This is a genomic window from [Clostridium] celerecrescens 18A (genome assembly GCF_002797975.1).
Taxonomy (GTDB): domain Bacteria; phylum Bacillota; class Clostridia; order Lachnospirales; family Lachnospiraceae; genus Lacrimispora; species Lacrimispora celerecrescens.
On the sequence record NZ_PGET01000001.1, the window covers coordinates 5,017,603 to 5,042,216 of the forward strand.

Genomic DNA, 24,614 nt, shown 5'->3' on the forward strand with positions numbered 1-24,614 from the left:
AAATAATTAAATTCAGAAAGTGGGTGACACAGTGGTAGAGTTAGACCAGTACAAATACGAATTATCAACGTTTGAAAAACCATTAGTGGAAGTGAGGGATTCACTTTGACTTAGATAATAAGTTAAAGAGAATCGATGAGCTGGACAAATCCATGGAGGAACCTGGCTTTTGGGAGGATCCTGAAAAGTCGGCAAAGATTGTACAGCTTGCAAAGAATTTAAAAGATACCGTTCAGTCCTATAAGGACTTAGAGCAGCAGTATGAAGACATTGGCGTAATGATCGAAATGGGAAATGAGGAGAATGATCCCTCCCTGGTTCCGGAAGTGGAAGAGATGTTAAACCATTTTAAAGAAAAACTGGAGAACATGCGCATCAACACTCTGCTGTCCGGAGAGTACGACAGCGACAATGCCATTTTAAAGCTTAACGCAGGCGCAGGAGGAACCGAATCCTGTGACTGGTGCGGCATGCTTTACCGCATGTTCTGCCGGTGGGCGGAGAAAAAAGGCTTTTCCTTAGAAGTCCTGGATTACCTTGACGGGGAAGAAGCGGGCATTAAATCCGTTACGGTTCAGATCAACGGGCCCAATGCCTTTGGGTATTTGAAATCGGAGAAGGGAGTTCACCGCCTGGTGCGCATCTCTCCGTTTAATGCTGCAGGCAAACGCCAGACCTCCTTTGTATCCTGTGATGTTATGCCAGATATTGAAGAGGACCTGGATGTGGAGATCAACGATGAGGACCTTCGCATCGATACCTACCGCTCCAGCGGTGCGGGAGGACAGCATATCAACAAAACTTCCTCAGCTATCCGCATCACTCACCTTCCTACCGGAATTGTGGTCCAGTGCCAGAATGAACGTTCCCAGTTCCAGAACAAGGACAAAGCCATGCAGATGTTAAAGGCAAAGCTTTATATGCTGAAGCAGCAGGAAAATGCGGAGAAATTATCCGGAATCCGGGGCGATGTGACAGAGATTGGCTGGGGAAACCAGATCCGTTCCTATGTCCTTCAACCTTATACCATGGTCAAGGATCACAGGACCAATGCAGAAACCGGTAATGTAGGAAGCGTTCTGGACGGCTCTTTGGATCAGTTCATGTACGCCTATTTGCGCTGGCTGAGTACTGGGGCGAAGTCCGGGGAAAGCAGCGCTGAATAGAGGATTTTTCCTGTATTTTTTTAAAAACCGAAGAAAATAAATAGAAAAATAGTTGCATACCCTGCCTAAATATGATAATATCTTCCCTATGAGCACAGATGTATTTCCGATGCGGACACAGAAGGGAAGATATTTTTATTATGGAAGAAAAGAGTAAATATTTTGTGGTAAAGCAAAAGGCTGTACCTGAAGTATTGCTGAAAGTAGTTGAAGCAAAAAAGCTGTTGGAATCGGAGCGCGTTATTACCGTACAGGAGGCAACTGACCGGGTCGGGATCAGCCGCAGCTCTTTTTATAAGTATAAGGATGATATCTTTCCTTTTTATGATAATACGAAAGGGAAGACCATTACACTTGTGATGCAGATGGATGACGAACCAGGCTTGCTGTCCGATCTGCTTCATGTGGTTGCTGTGTACCGCGCCAATATCCTAACCATACACCAGAGCATTCCGGTCAATGGAGTTGCCACCTTGACATTAAGCGTGGAAGTTCTTGAGACCACCGGCAATGTTTCAAAAATGGTGGAGGAAATAGAAGAAAAAAATGGAGTCCACTACGTTAAAATTTTAGCCAGGGAGTAGAGGCGGCCGTTCGATGAGCTGAATGACAAATTGAACTTCCTTGAAAAATAATACGAAAGCGAGTTGCCGGAGGATAATATGAGACATATTGCAGTTATGGGCTATGGCACCATTGGATCAGGTGTGGTAGAGGTTTTGGAAAGAAACAAAGAGATAATTGCCAAAAGGGTAGGCGATGAAGTAGATGTAAAGTATGTCCTGGATTTAAGGGAATTTCCGGGAGATCCTGCAGAAGATAAGATCGTTCATGACTTTTCCGTCATTGAAAAGGATGAGTCAGTGTCCATGGTGGTTGAGACCATGGGAGGACTAAATCCTGCTTATCCCTTTGTGAAGGCGTGTTTAAAGGCAGGCAAGCATGTGGCCACCTCCAATAAGGCTCTGGTGGCGGCATACGGCACGGAACTTTTGGAAATTGCAAAAGAGCATCATGTGAATTTTTTCTTCGAGGCAAGTGTAGGCGGTGGTATTCCTGTCATACGCCCTCTGTATACTTCCCTTGCAGGTGAGGTGGTTGAAGAGATCACCGGTATTTTAAATGGAACCACCAACTTTATTCTGACAAAAATGAACAAAGCAGGCGAAACCTTTGAAACGGCCTTACGAGAGGCTCAGGACCTTGGTTACGCGGAACGGAATCCGGAAGCCGATGTGGACGGGCACGATACCTGTCGAAAGATTGCCATCTTGACGGCAATGGCAACGGGACACGAGGTTAATTACGAGCATATTTATACAGAAGGGATAACAAAAATAACGGATGTGGATTTCCGCTATGCCGATGCTATGGGAACCTCTGTAAAGCTGTTTGGCTCCAGCAGGATCCAGGACGGAACTGTCCATGCATTTGTAGCCCCGGTCATGATTGGAAAAGATCATCCGTTATATTCCGTAAATGATGTTTATAACGGCATTCTGGTAAAAGGAAACATGTTGGGCACGTCCATGTTTTATGGTTGCGGGGCCGGTAAGCTTCCAACAGCAAGCGCTGTGGTAGCGGATATTATTGAAGCCCTGAATAATCAAGGCCAACATGTGGAAATGGGCTGGGATAGGGAAAATCTTACCATTTCTTCCATGAGCAGCAGCTCCTTCCGCTATTTTGTGAGGATCAAAGGAATTGCTGATAAACGTGTGAAAGAAGTGGAGGCAGTATTCGGCAAGGTGGATGTGGTGGAACTGGACCATATGGACGAATTTGCCGTCCTTACGGAAACTATGACCGAAGAAGAATACGAAATAAAAGCGAAAAAGCTGCCGGGAATCAGGCAGCGCATCCGCGCAGAATTAGTAACGGTGTAACAGGTTATGAGCATACAGCAAAGCGGATCAGAATATCTGCTTGACTTTTCGCCAGGAGGCATCAATGTTAGTAGTGAAAAAATTTGGCGGTAGCTCCGTCGCAGACAAAGAAAGAATTTTTAATGTGGCAAAACGCTGCATTGAGGAATATGAAAAAGGCAATCAGGTGGTAGTGGTGTTGTCCGCTATGGGAAAGACAACGGATGGTCTCATTGCAAAGGCCCTTGAGATAAATCCCAACCCTCCTAAGAGAGAACTGGATATGCTGTTAGCCACCGGGGAACAGGTCAGTGTGGCCCTTATGGCTATGGCAATGAATTCTTTGGGAGTTCCGGCCGTTTCTTTAAATGCGGCTCAGGTGGCCATGCACACCACCTCTGCCTACGGAACGGCCAAATTAAAGCGGATCGATACGGAACGCATACGGCATGAACTGGAGGCCAGGAAAATTGTGATTGTCACAGGCTTTCAGGGGGTTAATAAGTACGAAGACTTAACAACACTTGGACGGGGAGGCTCAGATACAACGGCCGTAGCCCTTGCAGCCGCCCTTCATGCAGACGCATGCGAGATTTATACAGATGTGGATGGAGTATACACAGCAGATCCCCACATCGTTCCAAACGCTCGAAAGCTCCCTGAGGTTTCTTATGATGAAATGCTGGAATTCGCTTCCCTTGGAGCAAAAGTGCTCCATAACCGGTCTGTGGAGATGGCAAAGCGTTATGGAGTTCAGTTGGTTGTTCTGTCAAGTCTGACCAGGGCAGAAGGTACAGTCGTCAAGGAGGAAACAAAATTGGAAAGAATGCTGGTTAGCGGTGTTGCCGCGGATAAGAATGTAGCCCGTATTTCAGTAATCGGGGTCAAAAATACGCCGGGAATTGCTTTTAAGATCTTTAATCTCCTGGCAAGGCATAATATCAATGTAGATATTATCATTCAGTCCATCGGACGGGAAGAAAGAAAGGACATTTCCTTTACGGTAGCAAAAACTGATTTAAAGGATACCATGGATCTTCTAATAGGAAATAAGGACTCTATCACCGCCCAGGATGTGACGTGTGAGGAAGGCGTAGCTAAGATTTCCATTATCGGCGCAGGGATGACAGGCAATCCTGGAGTGGCAGCAAAAATGTTTGAAGCTCTTTCCAGTGTCAATGTGAATATTAAGATGATCGCCACCTCTGAAATACGGATAACGGTTTTAATCGATGAAGCGGATGTAAACCGTGCTATGAGGACCGTCCATGATGCCTTTGATCTGGCGGATTAAACTAAGGTGAAAAAATGAACTGGTTAAAAAGAATATTTGGCCTCGGGCTTCCCTGTCTGTTCCATTCCCTGACCGGACTTTATTGTCCGGGCTGTGGGGGAACCCGGGCCGTCCGGTCATTGCTGCGAGGGGACCTGCGTATGAGTTTTCAGTATCATCCGCTGGTCCTTTATGCTGTTCTCGTGCTGTTTTTTGAAATGATCTTATGGGCCGTTAAAGGGCGGAAGTCTCTCTTTGAACATAAAAAAAGAGCCAGGATACTGATCCTGGCAGGAGCGGCTATTGTTGCAGCCAATTGGATTTTCAAGAATTATATGCTGATCATAAAGGGGATAGATCTGCTGCCTGTTATCAAATAGGCCCTATTCTCCGGAAGGGGAGGATGTAAGAGCCTGAGAGGCAGTCTCAAAAACCTGTCTGAAATAATGGCCCAAAGGCGTGTTGGTGTCCATAGTATCATATACAAAAATAATAAACAATGCCATCATAAGGCCGCAGACCGTGGAAATAATAGACAGGATCAGGCCAAGCTGGGCCTGTTGAGTAAACGGTTTTCCCTGTTTGGAGAGCACAGCGCATGCGATGCCGACCAGGCCAAGAAACAGGCCTGCAGGCAGACTCCAGATACTGAATAGGGGAAGACAGTCGCTGGCAAGTCCAATGCCGCCAAGAAGAACGGACCAGAAGGCCAGAAGGGAACCTGTCGGACGGATCTGGGGCAGCATCCCGTTGTTGCTGTTATGGTTTTCTTCCATTCGTAATTTACCTCGTTTAATATTGTGAAAACAAAAAAATGGTTATTAACCACACTATTGTATGATTGTAGCACGAAAAGGCCTGCATGTCCAGACGGGTCTTGCATAAGGAAGGCTGATGAATTATAATAGTAAATTGAATATAGGCTGAACGAAAATTTATTACGATACAAATTATGAAAAAATAAGGGGATCACCATGGACATAATAAAGGCATTACAAGAAGAGCTTTCCATTAACCGCGGACAGGTAGAAGCGGCAGTAAAGCTCATTGACGAAGGGAACACCATTCCGTTTATTGCAAGATACCGGAAGGAGGTCACCGGTTCCTTAGATGATGAGGTTCTGCGTAACCTGGACGAAAGGCTCCGCTATCTGCGGAATTTAGAAGAGCGGAAGGAACAGGTTCTTTCTTCCATCAGGGAGCAGGAGAAGCTGACGCCGGAACTGGAAAAAAAGATAATAGAAGCCCAGACTCTGGTAGCTGTGGAGGATTTATACCGTCCCTATAAGCCAAAGAGAAGAACAAGAGCGACCATTGCAAAGGAGAAGGGGCTGGAACCCCTCGCGGATTTAATCATGCTTCAGATGATAAAGACACCTTTAACAGAGGTAGGACTGGAGTATGTTTCTGAAGAAACGGGCGTTTCTTCCACGGAGGAAGCCATAAATGGAGCAAAGGACATCCTGGCAGAGCGGATTTCTGACAACGCGGAATACCGCACCTATATCCGGAATGCCACTGTAAACCAGGGAAGCCTTCAGTCTTCAGCAAAGGATGAAGAGGCAGAATCCGTATATGAAATGTATTACAATTATGAGGAAACCATTAAAAAATCTGCAGGCCACAGGATCCTGGCTTTAAACCGCGGGGAAAAAGAGAAGATCCTTACGGTAAAAATACTTGCACCTGTAGAGCAGATTATACGGTTTCTTGAAAAGCAGGTGATTGTAAAGGACAACCCTTACACAACGACTGTCCTGAAAGAGGTAATCGCAGACAGCTATGACCGCCTCATTGCACCGGCCATTGAGCGTGAGGTAAGAAACTCTTTGACAGAGCAGGCAGAGGCTGGAGCGATCCGGGTGTTCGGCAAAAACTTAGAGCAGCTTTTAATGCAGCCACCCATTGCAGGACGAGTGGTCCTGGGCTGGGACCCGGCATTTCGAACCGGGTGTAAGCTGGCTGTTGTGGATGAGACAGGTAAAGTCCTTGATACCATAGTCATTTATCCCACAGCACCCCAGAACAAGGTGGAGGAAGCAAAATCCGTTTTAAAGAAGCTGATCAAAAAATACCATATATCCCTGATTTCCGTTGGAAACGGAACCGCATCCAGGGAATCGGAAGCAGTTATCGTAGAATTGTTAAAGGAGATCCCGGAGCAGGTTCAGTATATCATTGTAAATGAGGCAGGGGCCTCTGTTTATTCTGCCAGCAAGCTTGCCACGGAAGAATTTCCTGAATTTGACGTAGGTCAGAGGAGCGCCGCCTCCATTGCAAGAAGGCTGCAGGATCCTCTCGCAGAACTTGTGAAGATCGACCCCAAATCCATTGGGGTAGGCCAGTACCAGCATGATATGAACCAGAAACATTTAAGCGAGGCCCTTCAGGGCGTGGTAGAGGACTGTGTAAACAAAGTGGGAGTGGATTTAAATACAGCTTCAGCTTCCCTGCTGGAATATATATCCGGCATTTCAAAGCCCATCGCAAAGAATATTGTAGTTTACCGTGAAGAAAACGGTGCCTTTGCCGGCAGAAACCAGCTCTTAAAGGTTCCAAAGCTTGGGCCAAAGGCATATGAACAGTGTGCAGGCTTTATGAGGATCCAGGGAGGAAAGAATCCCTTAGACGGAACCAGTGTTCACCCTGAAACCTACGATGCAGCAAAAAAGCTTTTGACAAAGCTTGGCTATGATTTGACAGAACTGGCTCATGGAGGCTTAAATGGAATCGGTAAAAAAATTCTGGATTATAAAGCGCTGGCGGCCCAGCTGGAAATCGGAGAGATCACGCTGCGGGATATTGTAAAAGAGCTGGAAAAACCGGCAAGGGATCCCAGAGACCAGATGCCTGCCCCCATTCTCCGTACCGATGTGATGGACATGAAGGATTTGCAGCCAGGCATGGTATTAAAGGGAACCGTAAGAAATGTAATTGATTTCGGTGCCTTTGTAGATATTGGTGTTCACCAGGATGGCCTTGTACACATCTCCCAGATGTCCGATAAATTCATCAAGCATCCCCTGGAGGCGGTGAGCGTGGGAGATATCGTTGAAGTTAAAGTCATAAGCGTGGATGTTCAGAAGAAGAGAATCGCCCTGACTATGAAGCTATAGGCCAAGGGGTTCAGAAAGGAGAAAACGTGGAAGAGAAAGATCCGATTGTTATAGAAGTAAAATTGACCACAAAGGATTTGTGGAAGTTTTCCATGTACCATTCCTATCAGGGGTTGCAGGGGCTTTTTAATATTATTTTCAGTGCTGCTGCTGTTTTTCTCCTGATTACCACATGGAGTTCCAATTCCACCTCATACCGGGTGCTGCTAATCGTTTGCGCCCTGATGTTTACAGTCTGGCAGCCTGGTATTCTTTATTTAAAGGCTCTTAGGCAGGCAAAGACTCCCGCGATTCAGAATGTCATGACTCTCACTTTCGATGAGAATGGAATCCTGGTTTCCCAGGGAGAGGAAAGCCTGGAAATTGCCTGGGAAAACATTGGAAAGGTGGACCGTATAAGGGATATGATGATCCTGTATATGGACCGGGTTCATGCCTATCTGCTGCCTGATTCCGTTACCGGAGAAAAGAAGACGGCCATCCGTGGGCTTATCAAAGAAAAACTGCCTCCTGAAAGGCGAAAGAGGATATAAATTATGGTAATAGAAAGCTGGAAGCCAGAAGAAACCTATGAATTTGGGAAAAAACTGGGAGAGGAAGCAAAGCCCTCTGACGTATACTGCTTAAATGGTGATTTGGGAGTGGGAAAGACCGTATTCACCCAGGGGTTTGCATCAGGCCTTGGGATCAGGGAGCCCGTTAACAGTCCTACCTTTACCATTGTGAACCAGTATGAGGATGGACGGCTGCCTTTTTACCATTTCGATGTATACCGGATCGGTGATGTCAGTGAGATGGATGAGATCGGTTATGAAGACTGCTTTTACGGGGAGGGAGTAAGCCTTATTGAATGGTCGAACTTGATTAAAGAGCTTCTTCCTGACCATGTAATAACCATAACCATTGAAAAGGATTTGGAAAAAGGGTTTGATTACAGGAAAATAACTGTGGAGGGAATGTAAATGAGGATACTTGGAATTGAAAGCTCGTCTTTGGTGGCTTCCGTTGCCGTGGTGGAGGACGAGGTACTGACTGCGGAATATACGGTTAATTTTAAGAGAACCCATTCCCAGACCCTTCTTCCTATGCTGGATGAAATTGTAAAGATGGTGGAACTGGATTTGGAAACCATTGATGCCATTGCGGTTTCCGGTGGTCCTGGTTCCTTTACCGGGCTGCGGATCGGCTCCGCGACTGGCAAGGGCCTTGGCCTGGCTTTGAAAAAACCCTTGGTTTCCGTTCCTACCGTTGATGCCATGGCTTATAACTTATACGGCAGTGCCTATCTTGTCTGCCCCATCATGGATGCCAGAAGAAATCAGGTATATACTGGCATATACGATAACCAGAACGGTTTTTCCGTGATTAAGGAACAATGCGCTATGGACATTTTAGAATTGGTAGAAGAATTAAATGCAGCCGGACAAAAGGTAATTTTTTTAGGAGACGGAGTTCCTGTATACAAACAGCAGATACAAGAAAAGATAACGGTTCCCTTCCTCTTTGCACCGGCCCATTTGAACCGGCAGCGGGCAGCAGCGGTTGCAGCTATAGGTAGCCTTTATTATGAAGAGGGAAAAACCATTACGGCAGCGGAGCATTCCCCTGATTATTTAAGAAAGCCCCAGGCGGAGCGGGAGCGGGAGGCACATTTTTCTTAATGAAAGCAAGCGTAAGCGTGGCTTGAATTTAGAAAAATAGCCGTTCGATGAACCGTCAGGTGAATCGGACTTCCATGAAAGGGGGAGAAGCCAATGGTTCATGAAATGAGACAGTCGGATGTATCCGGAGTCGCTGAAATAGAACAGCTTTGCTTTTCGGATCCATGGTCTCTTAATACAGTCAAAGAAGGCTTAGAAAGCAGCCTCGATACCTGGCTGGTGCTGGAAGAAGAAGGGAACATTTTAGGGTACTGCGTCTTCCGGGTCATTGCCGGGGAAGGAGAGCTGCTTCGGATTGCCGTTTTGCCAGCGTACAGGGGGAGGGGCCTATCTAAGAAACTTATGGACCGACTGGTGGAATCTTCCATTAAAAATGGAGTAAAATCCCTGTCTTTAGAGGTCCGGGAAAGCAATAAAAAGGCCAGAAACCTTTATAGATACTATGGTTTTCAAGAGGAAACCATCCGGAAAAATTATTACCTTAATCCCTGTGAAAATGCAATCATTATGTGGAACCGCCGGATATGAAACATTTACCACTAAAAATAAGGGGAATCACCGTTTATAATGTAGGGGTATCCAGTGAGGATGCCCTTTTTCCTGTTTTCGGAAGACGCAAAACGGAAACAGGGCCTGACTGGTAAGTGCGAAAAAGGAAATACCCTACGGGTATCCCTTTATGTCCTATAAACAGGGCGAATAAGTGGAAGCACCCTACAGGTATCCCTATATGCCCAAAAAGCATGGGCAGAAAAATGGAAAGGTGAGAGGAAGATGAGAAAGTACAAAAACGGTGGTCAGCTTGAAACAGTTGTGTGCAACTGCTGTGGCAAAAAAATTATCGTGTCAGAAGGTGTTGCCAGGGAGGGGGTAATAAGCGTCAATCATTCCTGGGACTTTTTCTCCGAGAAGGATGGTGAGATCCATCATTTTGATCTGTGTGAGGACTGTTACGATACTATGATTCAGGAATTCAAGATTCCTGTGGAGGTAGAAGAACAGCTGGAATATTTATAGTTGCTAATTGCCTCTGCTTTGTGATATGATTTTATGAGGCGGTTTTTTACCGCTGTTCATTGATAGAAACCAAAGCGAGGATATTTTATGTTGGATATATGTTTGCTGGGAACCGGAGGAATGATGCCTCTGCCATACCGATGGCTGACAGCCATGATGGCCAGATGCGGTGGCAGTGATCTTCTCATTGACTGCGGGGAAGGAACCCAGATTGCGTTAAAAGAAAAGGGCTGGAGCCCGAAACCCATTGACATCATTTGTTTTACCCATTTTCACGCCGACCATATCAGTGGTCTTCCGGGGCTTCTCCTGACCATGGGCAATGCGGAAAGGACGGAACCTTTGACTCTTATTGGGCCAAAGGGCTTAGAGCGTGTAGTGGGAGCGCTGAGGACCATTGCGCCGGAGCTGCCCTTTGAACTGAAATTCATTGAGCTTGAACAGAACAGGGAACAGGTAAAGATCGGCCCTTATATAATCGATGCTTACCGGGTAAACCACAATGTTGTCTGCTATGGCTATTCCATTTCCATTCCAAGGACAGGCCGGTTCGATGTGGACCGGGCCATTGCCGCAGGAATACCCCAGAAATTCTGGAGCCGCCTGCAAAAAGGGGAAACCATTGAAGAGGTCGGAAGAACTCTGACTCCTGATATGGTCTTAGGTCCGGCAAGACGGGGGCTTAAGGTGACCTATTGTACGGATACAAGGCCGGTTCCTGTAATTGCGGAGTACGCAAGGGAGGCGGATCTTTTTATCTGCGAAGGTATGTATGGAGAGGAAGGGAAAGAAGCAAAAGCCAGAGAGTATAAGCATATGACCTTTTATGAGGCTGCCAGACTGGCAAAGGAAGCCAAGCCCAAACAGATGTGGCTGACTCATTACAGTCCCTCTCTTACCAGACCAGAAGAATATTTGGAAAAAGTCCGGGAAATTTTCCCTCGTACCAAAGTGGCAAAAGATGCCTGGACCCTGGAATTGGAATTTGATGAGGAGTGAGGGAGCAGCGATGAAAAAGAATCATACAGAGGAAGATGTCTATATACTAGCGATTGAAAGTTCCTGTGACGAGACGGCGGCTGCCGTTGTAAAGAACGGAAGAGAGATTCTTTCCAATGTGATCTCCTCTCAGATTGCCCTTCATACATTATACGGGGGTGTTGTACCGGAAATCGCATCCAGAAAGCATATTGAAAAGATAAACCAGGTCGTAGAAGCAGCCCTTCTGGAGACAGGGCTGAGTCTGGATGATATGGATGCCATTGGCGTAACGTATGGTCCAGGCCTGGTGGGAGCGCTTCTTGTAGGCGTTGCAGAGGCAAAAGCCATTGCCTATGCAGCAGGTAAGCCGTTAGTGGGTGTCCATCATATTGAAGGACATGTATCAGCTAACTTTATTGAACATCCGGATCTGGAGCCGCCTTTTTTATGTTTGATCGTATCCGGCGGCCATACTCATCTTGTTATTGTAAAGGATTACGGTGAATTTGAAATTCTGGGCCGTACCAGGGATGATGCGGCAGGAGAGGCATTTGACAAGGTGGCAAGAGCAGTGGGCCTTGGGTACCCGGGAGGTCCGAAGATTGATCATGCGGCAAAGGAAGGAAATGCCCATGCCATCAAGTTCCCTCGGGCAAAGGTGGAAGGGAACATTTATGATTTCAGCTTCAGCGGCCTGAAGTCAGCGGTATTAAACCATATCAACCATGCGGGTATGTTGGGAGAGGAAATTAATGTAGCAGATTTAGCAGCTTCCTTCCAAAATGCGGTCGTGGATGTACTGGTGAGTCATACGGTGGATGCGGCAAAGGAATATGGATTTAATAAGATTGCCATAGCCGGTGGTGTGGCTTCCAATTCTGCCCTTCGGAAAGAGATGGGCCTTGCATGTGAAAAAGCCGGCATTGCCTTTTATTATCCGTCACCCATTTACTGCACAGATAACGCCGCCATGATCGGCACAGCGGCTTATTACGAGTATATCAATGGAGCGAGGGCCGGTTGGGATTTAAATGCAGTTCCCAATTTAAAACTGGGTGAGAGGTGATGGATGGAGAGCAGGGGGAGAACGGCAGCAGTCATATTGGCGGCAGGAAAAGGAACACGCATGGGAAGCCAGGTGCATAAGCAGTACCTGGAGCTCTATGGGAAACCTCTGCTGTATTATGCGATTCATGCCTTTGAAAATAGTTCGGTCGATGAGATCGTCCTGGTGACCGGCCTTGGAGAGTCCGGTTATTGCCGGAAGGAGATCATTGAGAAATATGGTTTCAGCAAGGTGACTGCGGTTACTGAAGGAGGAAAGGAAAGGTATCATTCCGTATACGAAGGGCTTAAGGCAGTTAACAACTGTGAATATGTCCTGATCCATGACGGGGCCAGGCCCTGCGTGACGGTCGAGATCATAGAGGCAGCTTCCGATGCAGCCAGAATGTACAGGGCATGCGCGGTAGGGATGCCAGTAAAGGATACCATTAAAATATCTGACGAAAGTGAATTTGCAGCCATGACTCCGGATCGGAACAGTCTTTGGCTGATTCAGACTCCTCAGGCCTTTGAATATGAACTGGTACTTCGAGCATATGAAAAGCTTATGTCATCAGAACAGTATCAGGAGGGAGTAACGGATGATGCCATGGTGGTGGAAACCATGACTCAGGAAAAAGTGAAACTAATTCGGGGCAATTACGCCAACATAAAGATTACAACACCGGAGGATATGGAAATTGCCGGTGTTCTGATGAAAAGAAAATACCTGGAAAAATAAAAGGATGCTGTAAGTGCAGCTTCCTTTTTATTTTTTTCCTCCTGATTTTAAAAGATCCTTTACGATCAGATGAAGGTGGTCAAGCTGCTCCCGGTTTAAATGCTGTGCATCCTCCATTAGTTCTTTTAGTTTTGCCGGGCTGCTGATGTTGTGAGAGAAAAATTCGGATGGCTCGATATCCAGATACTCACATATATAGAAAAAACCCATCATGGACGGAAGAGCCAGTCCATTTTCTATTTTATGGATATATGTGGGATTCTGACCGAGAGACAGGCTCATATCACGTGCAGACACGCCCTTTTGAGCTCTGAGCTCTGAAAGGCGTTTTGAAAAATTGAAATCTATATACATAGGTAGCTCCTCCTGATTCCATAGTATTGCATTTAATGAAATATATGTAGTAAATAATGCAATCCATCACTTGACATGTTGCATTCATTACAATATTATTAGTTATATAAAGTATTTAATGTATGATTATACAGAAAAGTCTGCCATACAGGTTGACGGCTGCCAGATATTGTCTGCGGCCGTATCTGACGTAACACTCTTTGGGTGTACCTTTACACCCGATAAAGAAGGTGCTCTGCCCGGAAACCATGGCAGGATAGATGAAAGAAGGTACGGTAGATGAAAACTGAAGATAACTGGAGAGAGAGGGACAAAAATGCCAGGGCTGGGCTTTTGGACCGGATTGCGGCGAATTCGGGCTGCATGTACCTTTCAGATTTAAGAAACTGTATTTATAAAAGATGCTGCCGCTTCGTCATTGCCGAAATACCGGCAGATGATTACCCAGTAAAAGTATGGGAAGAAGCGATCAATTATATGACAGGCACAGAAGAAGATTTTAAGACAGCTGAAGAAGCAAAACAACGGCTTTTGGAGTATTTTTAAGACTAAAAAATATAATTTGAAAAAAATGTAAAAATGTGTTGACAGAACAAACAAACAATGATAAACTATCCAAGTTGCAGCTGATAAGTACAGCAAAACAAGCAGTATTGGTCTCCAAGAGATTTGGAAAAATAGAAAAAAGTGCTTGACAAAAGCATGGACTTCTATTAAAATATAAAAGCACATTTGGAGAGGTATCGAAGTGGTCATAACGAGGCGGTCTTGAAAACCGTTTGTCCGCAAGGGCGCGTGGGTTCGAATCCCACCCTCTCCGTTGGCAGGTTTTTAGCCGCTAATAACATAAAAGAATCAGCTAACTGCAGAAGTACCCAAGTGGCTGAAGGGGCTCCCCTGGAAAGGGAGTAGGCCGTTAATAGCGGCGCGAGGGTTCAAATCCCTCCTTCTGCGTCAGCATCAAGGAAGCGAACCTTCTGCCAGATGCACAGCACTTTGAAAACAGAAGATTGAACAGTATGTAAAACCCTGAAAATTCTAATAAAACAAGTCATGTTTGATGGCTTTGAATGAGAAAATTTCAGAACGAATACAAGCAATTGTATACGAACCAAACAACAAGTAAAACGGGAAATAAATTAGCTAGTTAGTTGATTTTGACCCCGGATTGAACACCATTTAATTTGAGAGTTCGATCCTGGCTCAGGATGAACGCTGGCGGCGTGCTTAACACATGCAAGTCGAGCGAAGCAATTTCAAGGAAGTTTTCGGACGGAATTGAAATTGACTGAGCGGCGGACGGGTGAGTAACGCGTGGGTAACCTGCCTCATACAGGGGGATAACAGTTGGAAACGACTGCTAATACCGCATAAGCACACAGTGCCGCATGGTACGGTGTGAAAAACTCCGGTGGTATGAGATGGACCCGCGTCTGATTAGGTAGTTGGTGAGGTAACGGCCCACCAAGCCGACGATCAGTAGCCGACCTGAGAGGGTGACCGGCCACATTGGGACTGAGACACGGCCCAAACTCCTACGGGAGGCAGCAGTGGGGAATATTGGACAATGGGGGAAACCCTGATCCAGCGACGCCGCGTGAGTGAAGAAGTATTTCGGTATGTAAAGCTCTATCAGCAGGGAAGAAAATGACGGTACCTGACTAAGAAGCCCCGGCTAACTACGTGCCAGCAGCCGCGGTAATACGTAGGGGGCAAGCGTTATCCGGATTTACTGGGTGTAAAGGGAGCGTAGACGGCACTGCAAGTCTGGAGTGAAAGCCCGGGGCTCAACCCCGGGACTGCTTTGGAAACTGTGGTGCTAGAGTGCAGGAGAGGTAAGTGGAATTCCTAGTGTAGCGGTGAAATGCGTAGATATTAGGAGGAACACCAGTGGCGAAGGCGGCTTACTGGACTGTAACTGACGTTGAGGCTCGAAAGCGTGGGGAGCAAACAGGATTAGATACCCTGGTAGTCCACGCCGTAAACGATGAATACTAGGTGTTGGGGAGCAAAGCTCTTCGGTGCCGCCGCTAACGCAATAAGTATTCCACCTGGGGAGTACGTTCGCAAGAATGAAACTCAAAGGAATTGACGGGGACCCGCACAAGCGGTGGAGCATGTGGTTTAATTCGAAGCAACGCGAAGAACCTTACCAAGTCTTGACATCGGAATGACCGGGATGTAACGATCCCTTCCCTTCGGGGCATTCCAGACAGGTGGTGCATGGTTGTCGTCAGCTCGTGTCGTGAGATGTTGGGTTAAGTCCCGCAACGAGCGCAACCCTTATCCTTAGTAGCCAGCAGGTAAAGCTGGGCACTCTGGGGAGACTGCCAGGGATAACCTGGAGGAAGGTGGGGATGACGTCAAATCATCATGCCCCTTATGATTTGGGCTACACACGTGCTACAATGGCGTAAACAAAGGGAAGCAAAGGAGCGATCTGGAGCAAACCCCAAAAATAACGTCTCAGTTCGGATTGTAGTCTGCAACTCGACTACATGAAGCTGGAATCGCTAGTAATCGCGGATCAGAATGCCGCGGTGAATACGTTCCCGGGTCTTGTACACACCGCCCGTCACACCATGGGAGTTGGTAACGCCCGAAGTCAGTGACCCAACCGTAAGGAGGGAGCTGCCGAAGGCGGGACTGATAACTGGGGTGAAGTCGTAACAAGGTAGCCGTATCGGAAGGTGCGGCTGGATCACCTCCTTTCTAAGGAAGAAGAAGTAAGGGTTTTATATACTGTTGAGTCTTAGGTTTTCAAAGAAATAAAAATGAATAAAGAAACACCAAGAAAGACAAAAGATTTCTGGTGCCGATGCGCTTAGGGGAGACACCCGTTCCCATCCCGAACACGATGGTTAAGACTTAAGCGGCCGATGGTACTATGCTGGAGACGGCATGGGAGAGCAGGTGGGTGCCAGATTACTTTATGGGGGTGTAGCTCAGTTGGGAGAGCACCTGCCTTGCAAGCAGGGGGTCAAGAGTTCGAATCTCTCCATCTCCATTTGGTGTAATTGCGAAGTGTGTTAATAGAAATGCTTCTGATTGCATCGCGCATGTACTTTGAAAACCACATATTGAAATATATCTAGATTAGTTTTTATATGTCAAAGTATAAAAACAAAATCAAGACATCCGAGGTGTTACATCGCAAGATGTAACCAAACAAAACTCGTTAAAGTAACCGTAACGTACGGTGAAATAACAAACCTAAGACCAGAGATACAACGCTATGTATCTTAGATTAGTAGCCCGCACCCGCAGGTGAACATCGAATTGGTTAAGCTAATAAGAGCGCAGGGTGGATGCCTTGGCACTAAGAGCCGATGAAAGACGTGATAAGCTGCGAAAAGCTTCGGGGAGGAGCAAATATCCTTTGATCCGGAGATATCTGAATGGGGAAACCCAGCTGAGCAAACCTCAGTTGTCGTATGGTGAATCCATAGCCATACGTCGGGAACCCGGGGAACTGAAACATCTAAGTACCCGGAGGAAAAGAAAGAAAACTCGATTTCCAAAGTAGCGGCGAGCGAAATGGAAGGAGCCTAAACCAGTATGCGTGCATACTGGGGTTATGGACTGCAATAAGTGAGACGATTTGTTACCAGAACGGTCCTGGAAAGACCGGCCATAGAAAGTGAAAGCCTTGTATGGGAAAGCAATAGTCAGCGAGCAGGATCCAAAGTACCACGAGACACGAGAAACCTTGTGGGAATTCGGGGGGACCACCCCCCAAGGCTAAATACTACTTAGTGACCGATAGCGCATAGTACTGTGAAGGAAAGGTGAAAAGGACCCCGGGAGGGGAGTGAAAGAGAACCTGAAACCCTGTGTTTACAAGCTGTGGAACCACGTTAAAGGTGGAACCGCGTACTTTTTGTAGAACGGTCCGGCGAGTTACCGTTACTGGCAAGGTTAAGCACTTAAGGTGCGGAGCCGAAGGGAAACCAAGTCTTAATAGGGCGTTAAGTCAGTAAAGGTAGACCCGAAACCGGGTGATCTACCCATGTCCAGGTTGAAGTTTCCGTAAAAGGAAATGGAGGACCGAACGCACATCCGTTGAAAAGGGTGGCGATGAGGTGTGGGTAGGGGAGAAATTCCAATCGAACCCGGAGATAGCTGGTTCTCCTCGAAATAGCTTTAGGGCTAGCCTCGTATTAGTCTGCCGGAGGTAGAGCACTGAATTTCCTAGGGGGCGTCAAAGCTTACCAAAGAATATCAAACTCCGAATGCCGGCCAGATGATGTACGGGAGTCAGACTGCACGAGATAAGTTGGGTAGTCAAAAGGGAAAGAGCCCAGACCACCAGCTAAGGTCCCAAAGTGCGTGTTAAGTGGAAAAGGATGTGGGATTTCACAGACAACTAGGATGTTGGCTTAGAAGCAGCCACACATTCAAAGAGTGCGTAATAGCTCACTAGTCGAGAGGTCCTGCGCCGAAAATGTCCGGGGCTAAAACACGACACCGAAGCTGTGGAATGTATCGTAAGATACATTGGTAGAGGAGCATTCTTAACGCACAGAAGCATTACCGTAAGGAGATGTGGAGTGTTAAGAAGAGAGAATGCCGGAATGAGTAGCGAGATGGAGGTGAGAATCCTCCAGGCCGAATATCTAAGGTTTCCAGAGTAAAGCTGATCTGCTCTGGGTAAGTCGGGGCCTAAGGCGAGGTCGAAAGACGTAGTCGATGGACAACAGGTTGAAATTCCTGTACCGCATATCATCAGAACTGTGGGGACACAGAACCGAAGAAGAACCCGGGAATGAAAAGACCGGGGCAAGCACTGGACTGGCTGGAATGGCAAATCCACCCAGCAACAGGAAGGTGTGACGCGTACCGAACACAAGTAGGGAAGTCTTCGTAGGGGCTGTCAAGAAAAGCCGCTATTGTGTGATATGTGCCCGTACCGTAAACCGACACAGGTGGATGAGGAGAGAATCCTAAGGCCGGCGGGAGAAGCATTGTTAAGGAACTCGGCAAAATGACCCCGTAACTTCGGGATAAGGGGTGCCTGGGAAACCAGGCCGCAGAGAATAGGCTCAAGCAACTGTTTAGCAAAAACACAGGTCTATGCAAAACCGAAAGGTGAGGTATATGGGCTGACGCCTGCCCGGTGCTGGAAGGTTACGAGGAGGGGTTAGCGGCAACGCGAAGCTCTGAATTTAAGCCCCAGTAAACGGCGGCCGTAACTATAACGGTCCTAAGGTAGCGAAATTCCTTGTCGGGTAAGTTCCGACCCGCACGAAAGGCGTAATGATTTGAGCGCTGTCTCAACAATGCACCCGGTGAAATTGAAGTACCAGTGAAGATGCTGGTTACCTGCGCCAGGACGGAAAGACCCCATGGAGCTTTACTCCAGCTTGATACTGGGATTCGGTACTGCATGTACAGGATAGGTGGGAGGCAGTGAAGATAGGACGCCAGTCTTATCAGAGCCGATGTTGGGATACCACCCTTGCGGTATTGGATTTCTAACCTGCAGCCATGACCTGGCTGGGGGACAATGTCAGGCGGGGAGTTTGACTGGGGCGGTCGCCTCCGAAAGGGTATCGGAGGCGCTCAAAGGTTCCCTCAGAATGGACGGAAACCATTCGAAGAGTGCAAAGGCATAAGGGAGCTTGACTGCGACACCGACGGGTGGAGCAGGTAGGAAACTAGGACTTAGTGATCCGGTGGTATAAAGTGGGATTGCCATCGCTCAACGGATAAAAGCTACCCTGGGGATAACAGGCTTATCACTCCCAAGAGTTCACATCGACGGAGTGGTTTGGCACCTCGATGTCGGCTCATCGCATCCTGGGGCTGTAGTAGGTCCCAAGGGTTGGGCTGTTCGCCCATTAAAGCGGTACGCGAGCTGGGTTCAGAACGTCGTGAGACAGTTCGGTCCCTATCCGGCGTGGGCGTAGGATATTTGAGAGGAGCTGTCCTTAGTACGAGAGGACCGGGATGGACTGACCTCTGGTGTATCTGTTGGCTATCAAGGCCATGGCAGAGTAGCCAAGTCGGGAAGGGATAAACGCTGAAGGCATCTAAGCGTGAAGCCCCCCTCAAGATGAGATATCCCATCGCAAGAGTAAGACCCCTTGAAGACGACGAGGTAGATAGGGCAGAGGTGGAAGCATGGCAACATGTGCAGCTGACTGTCACTAATAGGTCGAGGGCTTAACCAGGTTGGTTTAGGTAAGAGGAAAGAACGGATGAAGATAGATATGTAGCAATGTGTGGTTTTGAGGGTATATGCCTCAGTAATCCTCGATAGCTCAGTCGGTAGAGCAAACGGCTGTTAACCGTTGGGTCGTAGGTTCAAGTCCTACTCGGGGAGCTTTGGCCCCATGGTCAAGCGGTTAAGACATCGCCCTTTCACGGCGGTAACACGAGTTCGAATCTCGTTGGGGTCATTTAATGCCGATGTGGCTCAATTGGCAGAGCAGCTGATTTGTAATCAGCAGGTTATCGGTTCGAGTCCGATCATCGGCTTTTAGTAAACTTAATACTTTTGCAGATTATAATGTTTAGGACCTTTAGCTCAGTTGGTTAGAGCAACCGGCTCATAACCGGTCGGTCCCGGGTTCGAGTCCCCGAAGGTCCACTGACACTGAACTAAATATTTGATAATCTGGCCTGGTGGCTCAGCTGGTTAGAGCGCCGCCCTGTCACGGCGGAGGTCGTGGGTTCGAATCCCATCCGGGTCGTTCTGTGCTGAAAAGTACAGGCTTTACAAACCAGCAGGTAAGTAGTATAATACTTATTGCATCGTATATGGGATCTTAGCTCAGCTGGGAGAGCATCTGCCTTACAAGCAGAGGGTCATAGGTTCGAGCCCTATAGGTCCCATTTCCATGAGAGATCATGAGAATGCCGGCGTGGCGGAACAGGCAGACGCACAGGACTTAAAATCCTGCGGGACTTACCTCCCGTACCGGTTCGATTCCGGTCGCCGGCATTTGCCTGATAAGGCAATTAAGTGAATATGTGTGTGTAGCTCAGCTGGATAGAGCACTTGGCTACGGACCAAGGTGTCGGGAGTTCGAATCTTCTCACGCACGTACAGCAAACCTTTGTTTACAAGGGTTATAAAAAAGGCATCCTGAAAAGGGTGCCTTTTTTGCATCTAAAAGGCAATTCATCGCTTTACAAATTTAGCAAATTGGTGTATATTAACCATGTACCATGAAGTGCGCTGGTAGCTCAGCTGGATAGAGCGTCTGGCTACGGACCAGAAGGCCGCGAGTTCGAATCTTGTCCGGCGCATGAGAAGAACAGTTTTATTATATTGCGAAAACTGTTCTTTTTTCATATTTGTTTTGGCGGATAGTGCGGAAGTCTGTTTTTATACAAATTATCACTTGATTTTTTTCCTGAATTTATTATACTAAACTTAAGGCTTTGAGACAGATAGAATCAGGTGCGATGAGGTAGCTGTAGACAGTAGGTGCAGTGCCTCTTTTTTTATATCAGGCTGTCAAATTAAGCCGGCAGGGAGTTTATTTATAGGTATGAAAGATGAAATAATAAAGAAGCTGGAACGGGTTCCTGGAAAAATCAGTTTTTTTTATGAGGATCTGAAGACAGGAAAAGTATTTGCATATCACGAACAAGAGCCCATGATGGCGGCAAGCATCATCAAGCTGTTTGTTATGGCGGCTGCCTTTGAGAAAAGTAAAAAGGGAACCTTCCAGATGGATGAACTGTTTGCTGTGAAAAGGGAAGACTGGGTTCCTTCCTGCGGCGCTCTTACTTACCTTCATGATGGAATTTTAGTAACAGGATTGGACCTGATCACATTAATGATCATTTTCAGTGATAATACGGCTACCAATATCCTGATCGATATTCTTGGAATAGAGGAAATCAACGAAATGATCCGGGAGCTTGGATTCAGGCATACACTTCTTCAGAGAAAAATGTATGATGTAGAAAGGTCAAGCCGTGGGATCCAGAACTACATAACTGCCGATGAAACGGGCAGGCTTTTAAAAATGATGTATGAGGGGACTCTTATAGACAGACAGTCCAGTGAAGCAATGATTTCCATTCTTAAAAATCAGCAGCTTTGCAGTAAGATTCCCTTTTATCTGCAGGCCCTTGCAGAGAGTCCGGAAATTGCCCACAAGACAGGGGAAGATACGGGGATCACTCATGATGTGGGGATTGTTTATGGAAAAGAACCGTTTTTGGTCTGCTTTTGCGGAAATGAGACGGATACCCCTGCATTTGAAAGGGTCATGGCTGAGGTTTCCCTGGAATTATATAATCAAGTCAATCATGTAAATCAGGAAATTGGGGGAAAGCAATGAAGATTGTAAAGATAGAAACGGCAAAGGTCAATATTCCTCTTGTGACACCATTTAAAACAGCGTTAAGAACGGTTGACAGCGTTAATGATATTGTGGTGAGGATCACAACGGATGACGGTCAGACTGGGTTCGGTGAGGCGCCTCCTACGGCAGTAATTACCGGGGATACCCATGGCTCCATCCTTTCTGCTATTGAGGAATTCATTGCTCCGGCCATTATTGGAATGGAGATTGAAAACCTGGATGGGATCATGAAAAAGCTTCACGGTTCCATACGGAAGAACAGTTCTGCAAAGGCTGCGGTGGACATGGCTGTTTATGACCTTTTTGCAAAGTCCTGCAGGAAACCTTTATATAAGATTCTGGGAGGCGGACGTAAGGAGATCGAAACAGATCTTACCATCAGTGTCAATGGCGTGGAAGAGATGGTGGCTGACAGCCTAAAGGCGGTTTCTCAGGGCTTTCGTATCCTGAAAATCAAAGTGGGAAAAGAAAGCAAAATGGATGTGGAGCGGATTCGGGCCATTCGTCAGGCGGCAGGGCCGGATATCAAGCTTCGGATTGATGCAAATCAGGGGTGGTCCGCCAAGGAAGCAGTAAAGATCATCCGGACTCTGGAAGATATGGGAATCGTCATGGATCTGGTGGAGCAGCCGGTAAATGCTCATGACTTTGAGGGGATGAAGTTTGTGACCAGCCAGGTGTATACACCCATCCTGGCGGACGAAAGCGTTTTTTCTCCTGAGGATGCCATAAGGATCATCAGGGAGCGGACAGCGGATCTTATTAATATAAAGCTTATGAAGACCGGGGGTATCCATGAGGCTTTAAAAATCTGTGCCATTGCGGAAAGCTATGGGATGGAGTGCATGATCGGGTGTATGCTGGAGAGTAAGATTGCGGTGAGCGCGGCAGCCCACCTGGCAGCCGGAAGGGGGATCATTACCAGGGCGGATTTGGATGGACCGTCTCTTTGCAGGGAAGATCCATACATTGGTGGACCTGTTTTTGACGGATCCAGGATCGTTATGAATGAGGATCCTGGCATGGGTATCAGCAGGGTGGAGGCATTTTGTGACTGATGTAAGAAAAGGATACTAATCCCGTTTGGGTTAGAAATATTAGGAAAATGGAGGATAAATTATGAAAAAAAGAAGAATGATGGCTGCGGTATTATGCGCAGTTTTGGCTGCTTCTACGGCATTAAGCGGCTGTGGCGGGAATAAGAATGCAGGTAATGGTTCCCAGGCGGCAGGAAATGAAACAGGAACAGCGGAGAGCGGAGATCCTGCTGTGTATACCAAACTGTATGGTTCTGAAGCTACTACACTGAATTATCTCACGGCCCCATCGGAAAATGATCACAAAATAGGGGCCAACTGTGTGGACACTCTGATTGAATACGACAACAAAGGACAGATTAAGCCGGGGCTTGCAACAGAATGGAGCTACGACGATGCCACGCTGACATGGACCTTTAAGCTGCGGGAAGCGAAATGGGTGGACAACACCGGAGCGGAAGTGGCCGATGTAACTGCCCAGGATTTTGTTGATGCCATGAAATATGAGCTGACTCCTGAGTATGAAAGTGCGAATGTTCAGAACCTTTTTGGAATTATAGCCAATGCGGAGAAATATTATAATGGTCTGGTATATAACGGCGGTGCGGATAAGGACGGAAAGGTCTGGGAGTCCATTGATTATTCAGAGGTAGGTGTAAAGGCGGTTGATGAACATACCCTTACTTATACTCTGGAAAAGGAAGTTCCGTATTTTCTTTCTTCCCTGGCCTACGTAGTATATATGCCGGCTTATGGCCCACAGCTTGAGGAACTGGGAAAGGATTTCGGTACGGGTGCGGATAAGATGTACTATAATGGTGCGTTTTATCTGGAGGAGTTTTCTCCCCAGGAGAAGCATGTATATAAAAAGAATGCTGTAAATTATGATGCGGATCTGGTTTACATAAATGAGATTCAAGAGATCTATAATGCGGAATACAATACCATCGGGCCAGAAATGGTGAAGCGCGGGGAAATTGATTATGCGGAGATTTCCGCTGACATTCTGGATAACATGATGAACAGCGAGGATACCAAGAATCTGATCAGCCGTGAAAGGCCGAAAACCAGTTACTCCTATTTCTACAGCTTTAATTTTAATCCGCAGTTCGATGCCCAGTATGAACCGGATAACTGGAGAAAAGCGGTGAATAATGAGAATTTCCGCAAGGCATTATTTGCAGGCTTAAATAAGACAAAAGAAGTGGCAGTCCTGGAGCCGGCGGCTCCTGACGATTTTGTAATCAATTCCATTACACCGGCCAACTTTACCTTCAATGCAGACGGAACGGATTACACCACAGTGGGCGATATGGCATCTCTTGGGCAGTCCTTTAATGAAGCAAAGGCAAAGGAATGCCGCGACCTGGCAAAGACAGAGCTTGCAGCGGAAGGTGTTACCTTCCCTGTAAAGGTGCTGATGCCCTACAACCCTTCCGAAGTCAACTGGGATAAGGAATGCCAGGTTGTGGAGCAGCAGATGGAAAGCCTGCTTGGTACGGACTTCATTGATATCATTGTAGAGGCCGGTCCTGCGGATGGCTTCTTAACGGAAGTGCGCCGAGGCGGCAAGTTTGCTTTGATGAAATGTAACTGGGGAGCTGATTACGCAGATCCGGAAACCTGGACAGATCCATTCTATCAGGCAAAGGGTGAGGATGGATACGACCTTGGATATAAGTACGGAAATATTGCAAAAGCCATTGAAGAGGGAACCCCTTCCGCCGATGCTGCAGTGGAGTACTTTACCCTGGTAGAGGCGGCTAAGGACATAAAGGTGGATATCAACGCCCGTTATGAGGCATTTGCCAAGGCGGAAGCGAGCCTGATAAATCATGCATTTGTATTGCCTTTCAGCATTTCTGTCAGCAAATATGTAGCCAACAAGCTGGATGTATTTGAAGGCCAGTATGCACCCTTTGGCGTATCAAATCTCAGGTATAAAGGCCAGCATCTACTGGATCATTACGTTTCCATGGATGAGTTTAAGGCAAACAGGGAAGCAAACGCTAAATAAAACGTCAGGTATATACG

20 protein-coding genes, 12 tRNA genes and 3 rRNA genes are annotated in these 24,614 nt (G+C 47.0%); 33 read left to right on the top strand and 2 right to left on the bottom strand.

Translation table 11 applies throughout. The features are described from left to right. Nucleotides 1–31: 31 nt before the first annotated feature. From prfB to H171_RS22820, 5 genes are all read left to right on the top strand, one after another. A protein-coding gene (gene prfB / locus H171_RS22800; protein ID WP_100307172.1) for a peptide chain release factor 2 occupies nucleotides 32–1,166 on the top strand; the annotation gives its coding sequence in 2 pieces (ribosomal slippage) (nucleotides 32–106 and nucleotides 108–1,166; 1,134 coding nt in all). A gap of 140 nt (nucleotides 1,167–1,306) precedes the next feature. Continuing rightward, the gene (locus H171_RS22805) at nucleotides 1,307–1,750 is read left to right on the top strand and encodes an ACT domain-containing protein (RefSeq protein WP_025229974.1); all 444 of its coding nucleotides are present in this window, start codon (nucleotides 1,307–1,309) and stop codon (nucleotides 1,748–1,750) included. A 78-nt stretch (nucleotides 1,751–1,828) separates the two neighbouring features. Next, complete coding sequence (locus tag H171_RS22810; RefSeq protein ID WP_100307173.1) at nucleotides 1,829–3,052, top strand: homoserine dehydrogenase; 1,224 nt, start codon at nucleotides 1,829–1,831, stop codon at nucleotides 3,050–3,052. Between the two features lie 64 nt (nucleotides 3,053–3,116). Then, nucleotides 3,117–4,325: an aspartate kinase gene (locus H171_RS22815; RefSeq protein WP_100307174.1), complete on the top strand. Its 1,209-nt coding sequence runs from the start codon at nucleotides 3,117–3,119 to the stop codon at nucleotides 4,323–4,325. Between the two features lie 14 nt (nucleotides 4,326–4,339). Next, on the top strand, nucleotides 4,340–4,684 hold the full coding sequence (locus H171_RS22820) for a DUF2752 domain-containing protein (protein WP_100307175.1): 345 nt from the start codon (nucleotides 4,340–4,342) through the stop codon (nucleotides 4,682–4,684). Nucleotides 4,685–4,687: 3 nt separating this feature from the next. Here the strand turns inward: H171_RS22820 and H171_RS22825 are convergent, their stop codons facing one another. Further along, the gene (locus H171_RS22825; protein WP_100307176.1) at nucleotides 4,688–5,080 is read right to left on the bottom strand and encodes a sodium:solute symporter; all 393 of its coding nucleotides are present in this window, start codon (nucleotides 5,078–5,080) and stop codon (nucleotides 4,688–4,690) included. 198 nt (nucleotides 5,081–5,278) lie between these two features. Here H171_RS22825 and H171_RS22830 point away from each other — a divergent pair, with 198 nt between their 5' ends. The 9 genes from H171_RS22830 to ispD all read left to right on the top strand — a co-directional run bounded on the left by H171_RS22830 (nucleotide 5,279) and on the right by ispD (nucleotide 12,865). Beyond that, a complete protein-coding gene (locus H171_RS22830) occupies nucleotides 5,279–7,420 on the top strand; it encodes a Tex family protein (RefSeq protein WP_100307177.1) in 2,142 nt (713 codons plus the stop codon). Between the two features lie 26 nt (nucleotides 7,421–7,446). Beyond that, nucleotides 7,447–7,953 (top strand): YcxB family protein, encoded by a 507-nt coding sequence (locus H171_RS22835; protein ID WP_100307178.1) that lies wholly within the window; start codon nucleotides 7,447–7,449, stop codon nucleotides 7,951–7,953. A gap of 3 nt (nucleotides 7,954–7,956) precedes the next feature. Continuing rightward, nucleotides 7,957–8,382: a tRNA (adenosine(37)-N6)-threonylcarbamoyltransferase complex ATPase subunit type 1 TsaE gene (tsaE, locus tag H171_RS22840; protein ID WP_100307179.1), complete on the top strand. Its 426-nt coding sequence runs from the start codon at nucleotides 7,957–7,959 to the stop codon at nucleotides 8,380–8,382. Next, nucleotides 8,383–9,081: a tRNA (adenosine(37)-N6)-threonylcarbamoyltransferase complex dimerization subunit type 1 TsaB gene (gene tsaB / locus H171_RS22845; protein WP_100307180.1), complete on the top strand. Its 699-nt coding sequence runs from the start codon at nucleotides 8,383–8,385 to the stop codon at nucleotides 9,079–9,081. 93 nt (nucleotides 9,082–9,174) lie between these two features. Beyond that, nucleotides 9,175–9,609 carry a ribosomal protein S18-alanine N-acetyltransferase gene (gene rimI, locus H171_RS22850; RefSeq protein ID WP_100307181.1) on the top strand — a complete coding sequence of 145 codons (435 nt, stop codon included), beginning with the start codon at nucleotides 9,175–9,177 and terminating at the stop codon, nucleotides 9,607–9,609. A gap of 246 nt (nucleotides 9,610–9,855) precedes the next feature. Beyond that, on the top strand, nucleotides 9,856–10,098 hold the full coding sequence (locus H171_RS22855; protein WP_025229964.1) for a hypothetical protein: 243 nt from the start codon (nucleotides 9,856–9,858) through the stop codon (nucleotides 10,096–10,098). 87 nt (nucleotides 10,099–10,185) lie between these two features. Then, nucleotides 10,186–11,097 carry a ribonuclease Z gene (locus H171_RS22860; protein WP_100307182.1) on the top strand — a complete coding sequence of 304 codons (912 nt, stop codon included), beginning with the start codon at nucleotides 10,186–10,188 and terminating at the stop codon, nucleotides 11,095–11,097. Between the two features lie 10 nt (nucleotides 11,098–11,107). Further along, nucleotides 11,108–12,145 carry a tRNA (adenosine(37)-N6)-threonylcarbamoyltransferase complex transferase subunit TsaD gene (gene tsaD / locus H171_RS22865; RefSeq protein ID WP_100307183.1) on the top strand — a complete coding sequence of 346 codons (1,038 nt, stop codon included), beginning with the start codon at nucleotides 11,108–11,110 and terminating at the stop codon, nucleotides 12,143–12,145. Nucleotides 12,146–12,148: 3 nt separating this feature from the next. Beyond that, on the top strand, nucleotides 12,149–12,865 hold the full coding sequence (ispD, locus tag H171_RS22870) for a 2-C-methyl-D-erythritol 4-phosphate cytidylyltransferase (RefSeq protein ID WP_100307184.1): 717 nt from the start codon (nucleotides 12,149–12,151) through the stop codon (nucleotides 12,863–12,865). Between the two features lie 27 nt (nucleotides 12,866–12,892). Here ispD and H171_RS22875 read toward each other — a convergent pair whose 3' ends face one another. Next, complete coding sequence (locus H171_RS22875; protein WP_025229960.1) at nucleotides 12,893–13,219, bottom strand: helix-turn-helix domain-containing protein; 327 nt, start codon at nucleotides 13,217–13,219, stop codon at nucleotides 12,893–12,895. A gap of 279 nt (nucleotides 13,220–13,498) precedes the next feature. Here H171_RS22875 and H171_RS22880 point away from each other — a divergent pair, with 279 nt between their 5' ends. From H171_RS22880 to H171_RS22970, 19 genes are all read left to right on the top strand, one after another. After that, complete coding sequence (locus H171_RS22880) at nucleotides 13,499–13,765, top strand: hypothetical protein (protein WP_100307185.1); 267 nt, start codon at nucleotides 13,499–13,501, stop codon at nucleotides 13,763–13,765. Between the two features lie 188 nt (nucleotides 13,766–13,953). After that, nucleotides 13,954–14,039: transfer RNA gene (locus tag H171_RS22885), tRNA-Ser, on the top strand. Nucleotides 14,040–14,084: 45 nt separating this feature from the next. After that, a tRNA-Ser gene (locus H171_RS22890) sits at nucleotides 14,085–14,173 on the top strand. Between the two features lie 226 nt (nucleotides 14,174–14,399). Continuing rightward, nucleotides 14,400–15,931: ribosomal RNA gene (locus tag H171_RS22895) — 16S ribosomal RNA — on the top strand. Nucleotides 15,932–16,027: 96 nt separating this feature from the next. Then, a 5S ribosomal RNA gene (gene rrf, locus H171_RS22900) occupies nucleotides 16,028–16,145 on the top strand. A gap of 8 nt (nucleotides 16,146–16,153) precedes the next feature. Beyond that, a tRNA-Ala gene (locus H171_RS22905) sits at nucleotides 16,154–16,226 on the top strand. A gap of 274 nt (nucleotides 16,227–16,500) precedes the next feature. Further along, nucleotides 16,501–19,392: ribosomal RNA gene (locus H171_RS22910) — 23S ribosomal RNA — on the top strand. Together the 16S, 23S and 5S rRNA genes with 12 tRNA genes alongside form the textbook arrangement of a ribosomal RNA operon. Before the next feature lie 79 nt (nucleotides 19,393–19,471). Then, nucleotides 19,472–19,544: transfer RNA gene (locus tag H171_RS22915), tRNA-Asn, on the top strand. Between the two features lie 4 nt (nucleotides 19,545–19,548). Next, nucleotides 19,549–19,620, top strand: a tRNA-Glu gene (locus H171_RS22920). A 6-nt stretch (nucleotides 19,621–19,626) separates the two neighbouring features. Beyond that, nucleotides 19,627–19,699: transfer RNA gene (locus H171_RS22925), tRNA-Thr, on the top strand. Between the two features lie 38 nt (nucleotides 19,700–19,737). Next, nucleotides 19,738–19,811 (top strand) — tRNA-Ile (locus H171_RS22930). Between the two features lie 29 nt (nucleotides 19,812–19,840). Next, nucleotides 19,841–19,914, top strand: a tRNA-Asp gene (locus tag H171_RS22935). A 69-nt stretch (nucleotides 19,915–19,983) separates the two neighbouring features. Further along, a tRNA-Val gene (locus H171_RS22940) sits at nucleotides 19,984–20,056 on the top strand. 23 nt (nucleotides 20,057–20,079) lie between these two features. Further along, nucleotides 20,080–20,165: transfer RNA gene (locus H171_RS22945), tRNA-Leu, on the top strand. 29 nt (nucleotides 20,166–20,194) lie between these two features. After that, a tRNA-Arg gene (locus H171_RS22950) sits at nucleotides 20,195–20,268 on the top strand. Between the two features lie 131 nt (nucleotides 20,269–20,399). Further along, nucleotides 20,400–20,473: transfer RNA gene (locus H171_RS22955), tRNA-Arg, on the top strand. A 245-nt stretch (nucleotides 20,474–20,718) separates the two neighbouring features. Next, a complete protein-coding gene (locus H171_RS22960; RefSeq protein ID WP_100307186.1) occupies nucleotides 20,719–21,519 on the top strand; it encodes a serine hydrolase in 801 nt (266 codons plus the stop codon). Beyond that, nucleotides 21,516–22,601, top strand: a complete 1,086-nt coding sequence (locus H171_RS22965) for a dipeptide epimerase (RefSeq protein WP_100307187.1) — start codon at nucleotides 21,516–21,518, stop codon at nucleotides 22,599–22,601. Before H171_RS22960 ends, H171_RS22965 begins: the two co-directional genes overlap by 4 nt. 61 nt (nucleotides 22,602–22,662) lie before the next feature. Continuing rightward, nucleotides 22,663–24,597 carry a peptide ABC transporter substrate-binding protein gene (locus H171_RS22970; protein WP_100307188.1) on the top strand — a complete coding sequence of 645 codons (1,935 nt, stop codon included), beginning with the start codon at nucleotides 22,663–22,665 and terminating at the stop codon, nucleotides 24,595–24,597. Nucleotides 24,598–24,614: the final 17 nt, after the last annotated feature.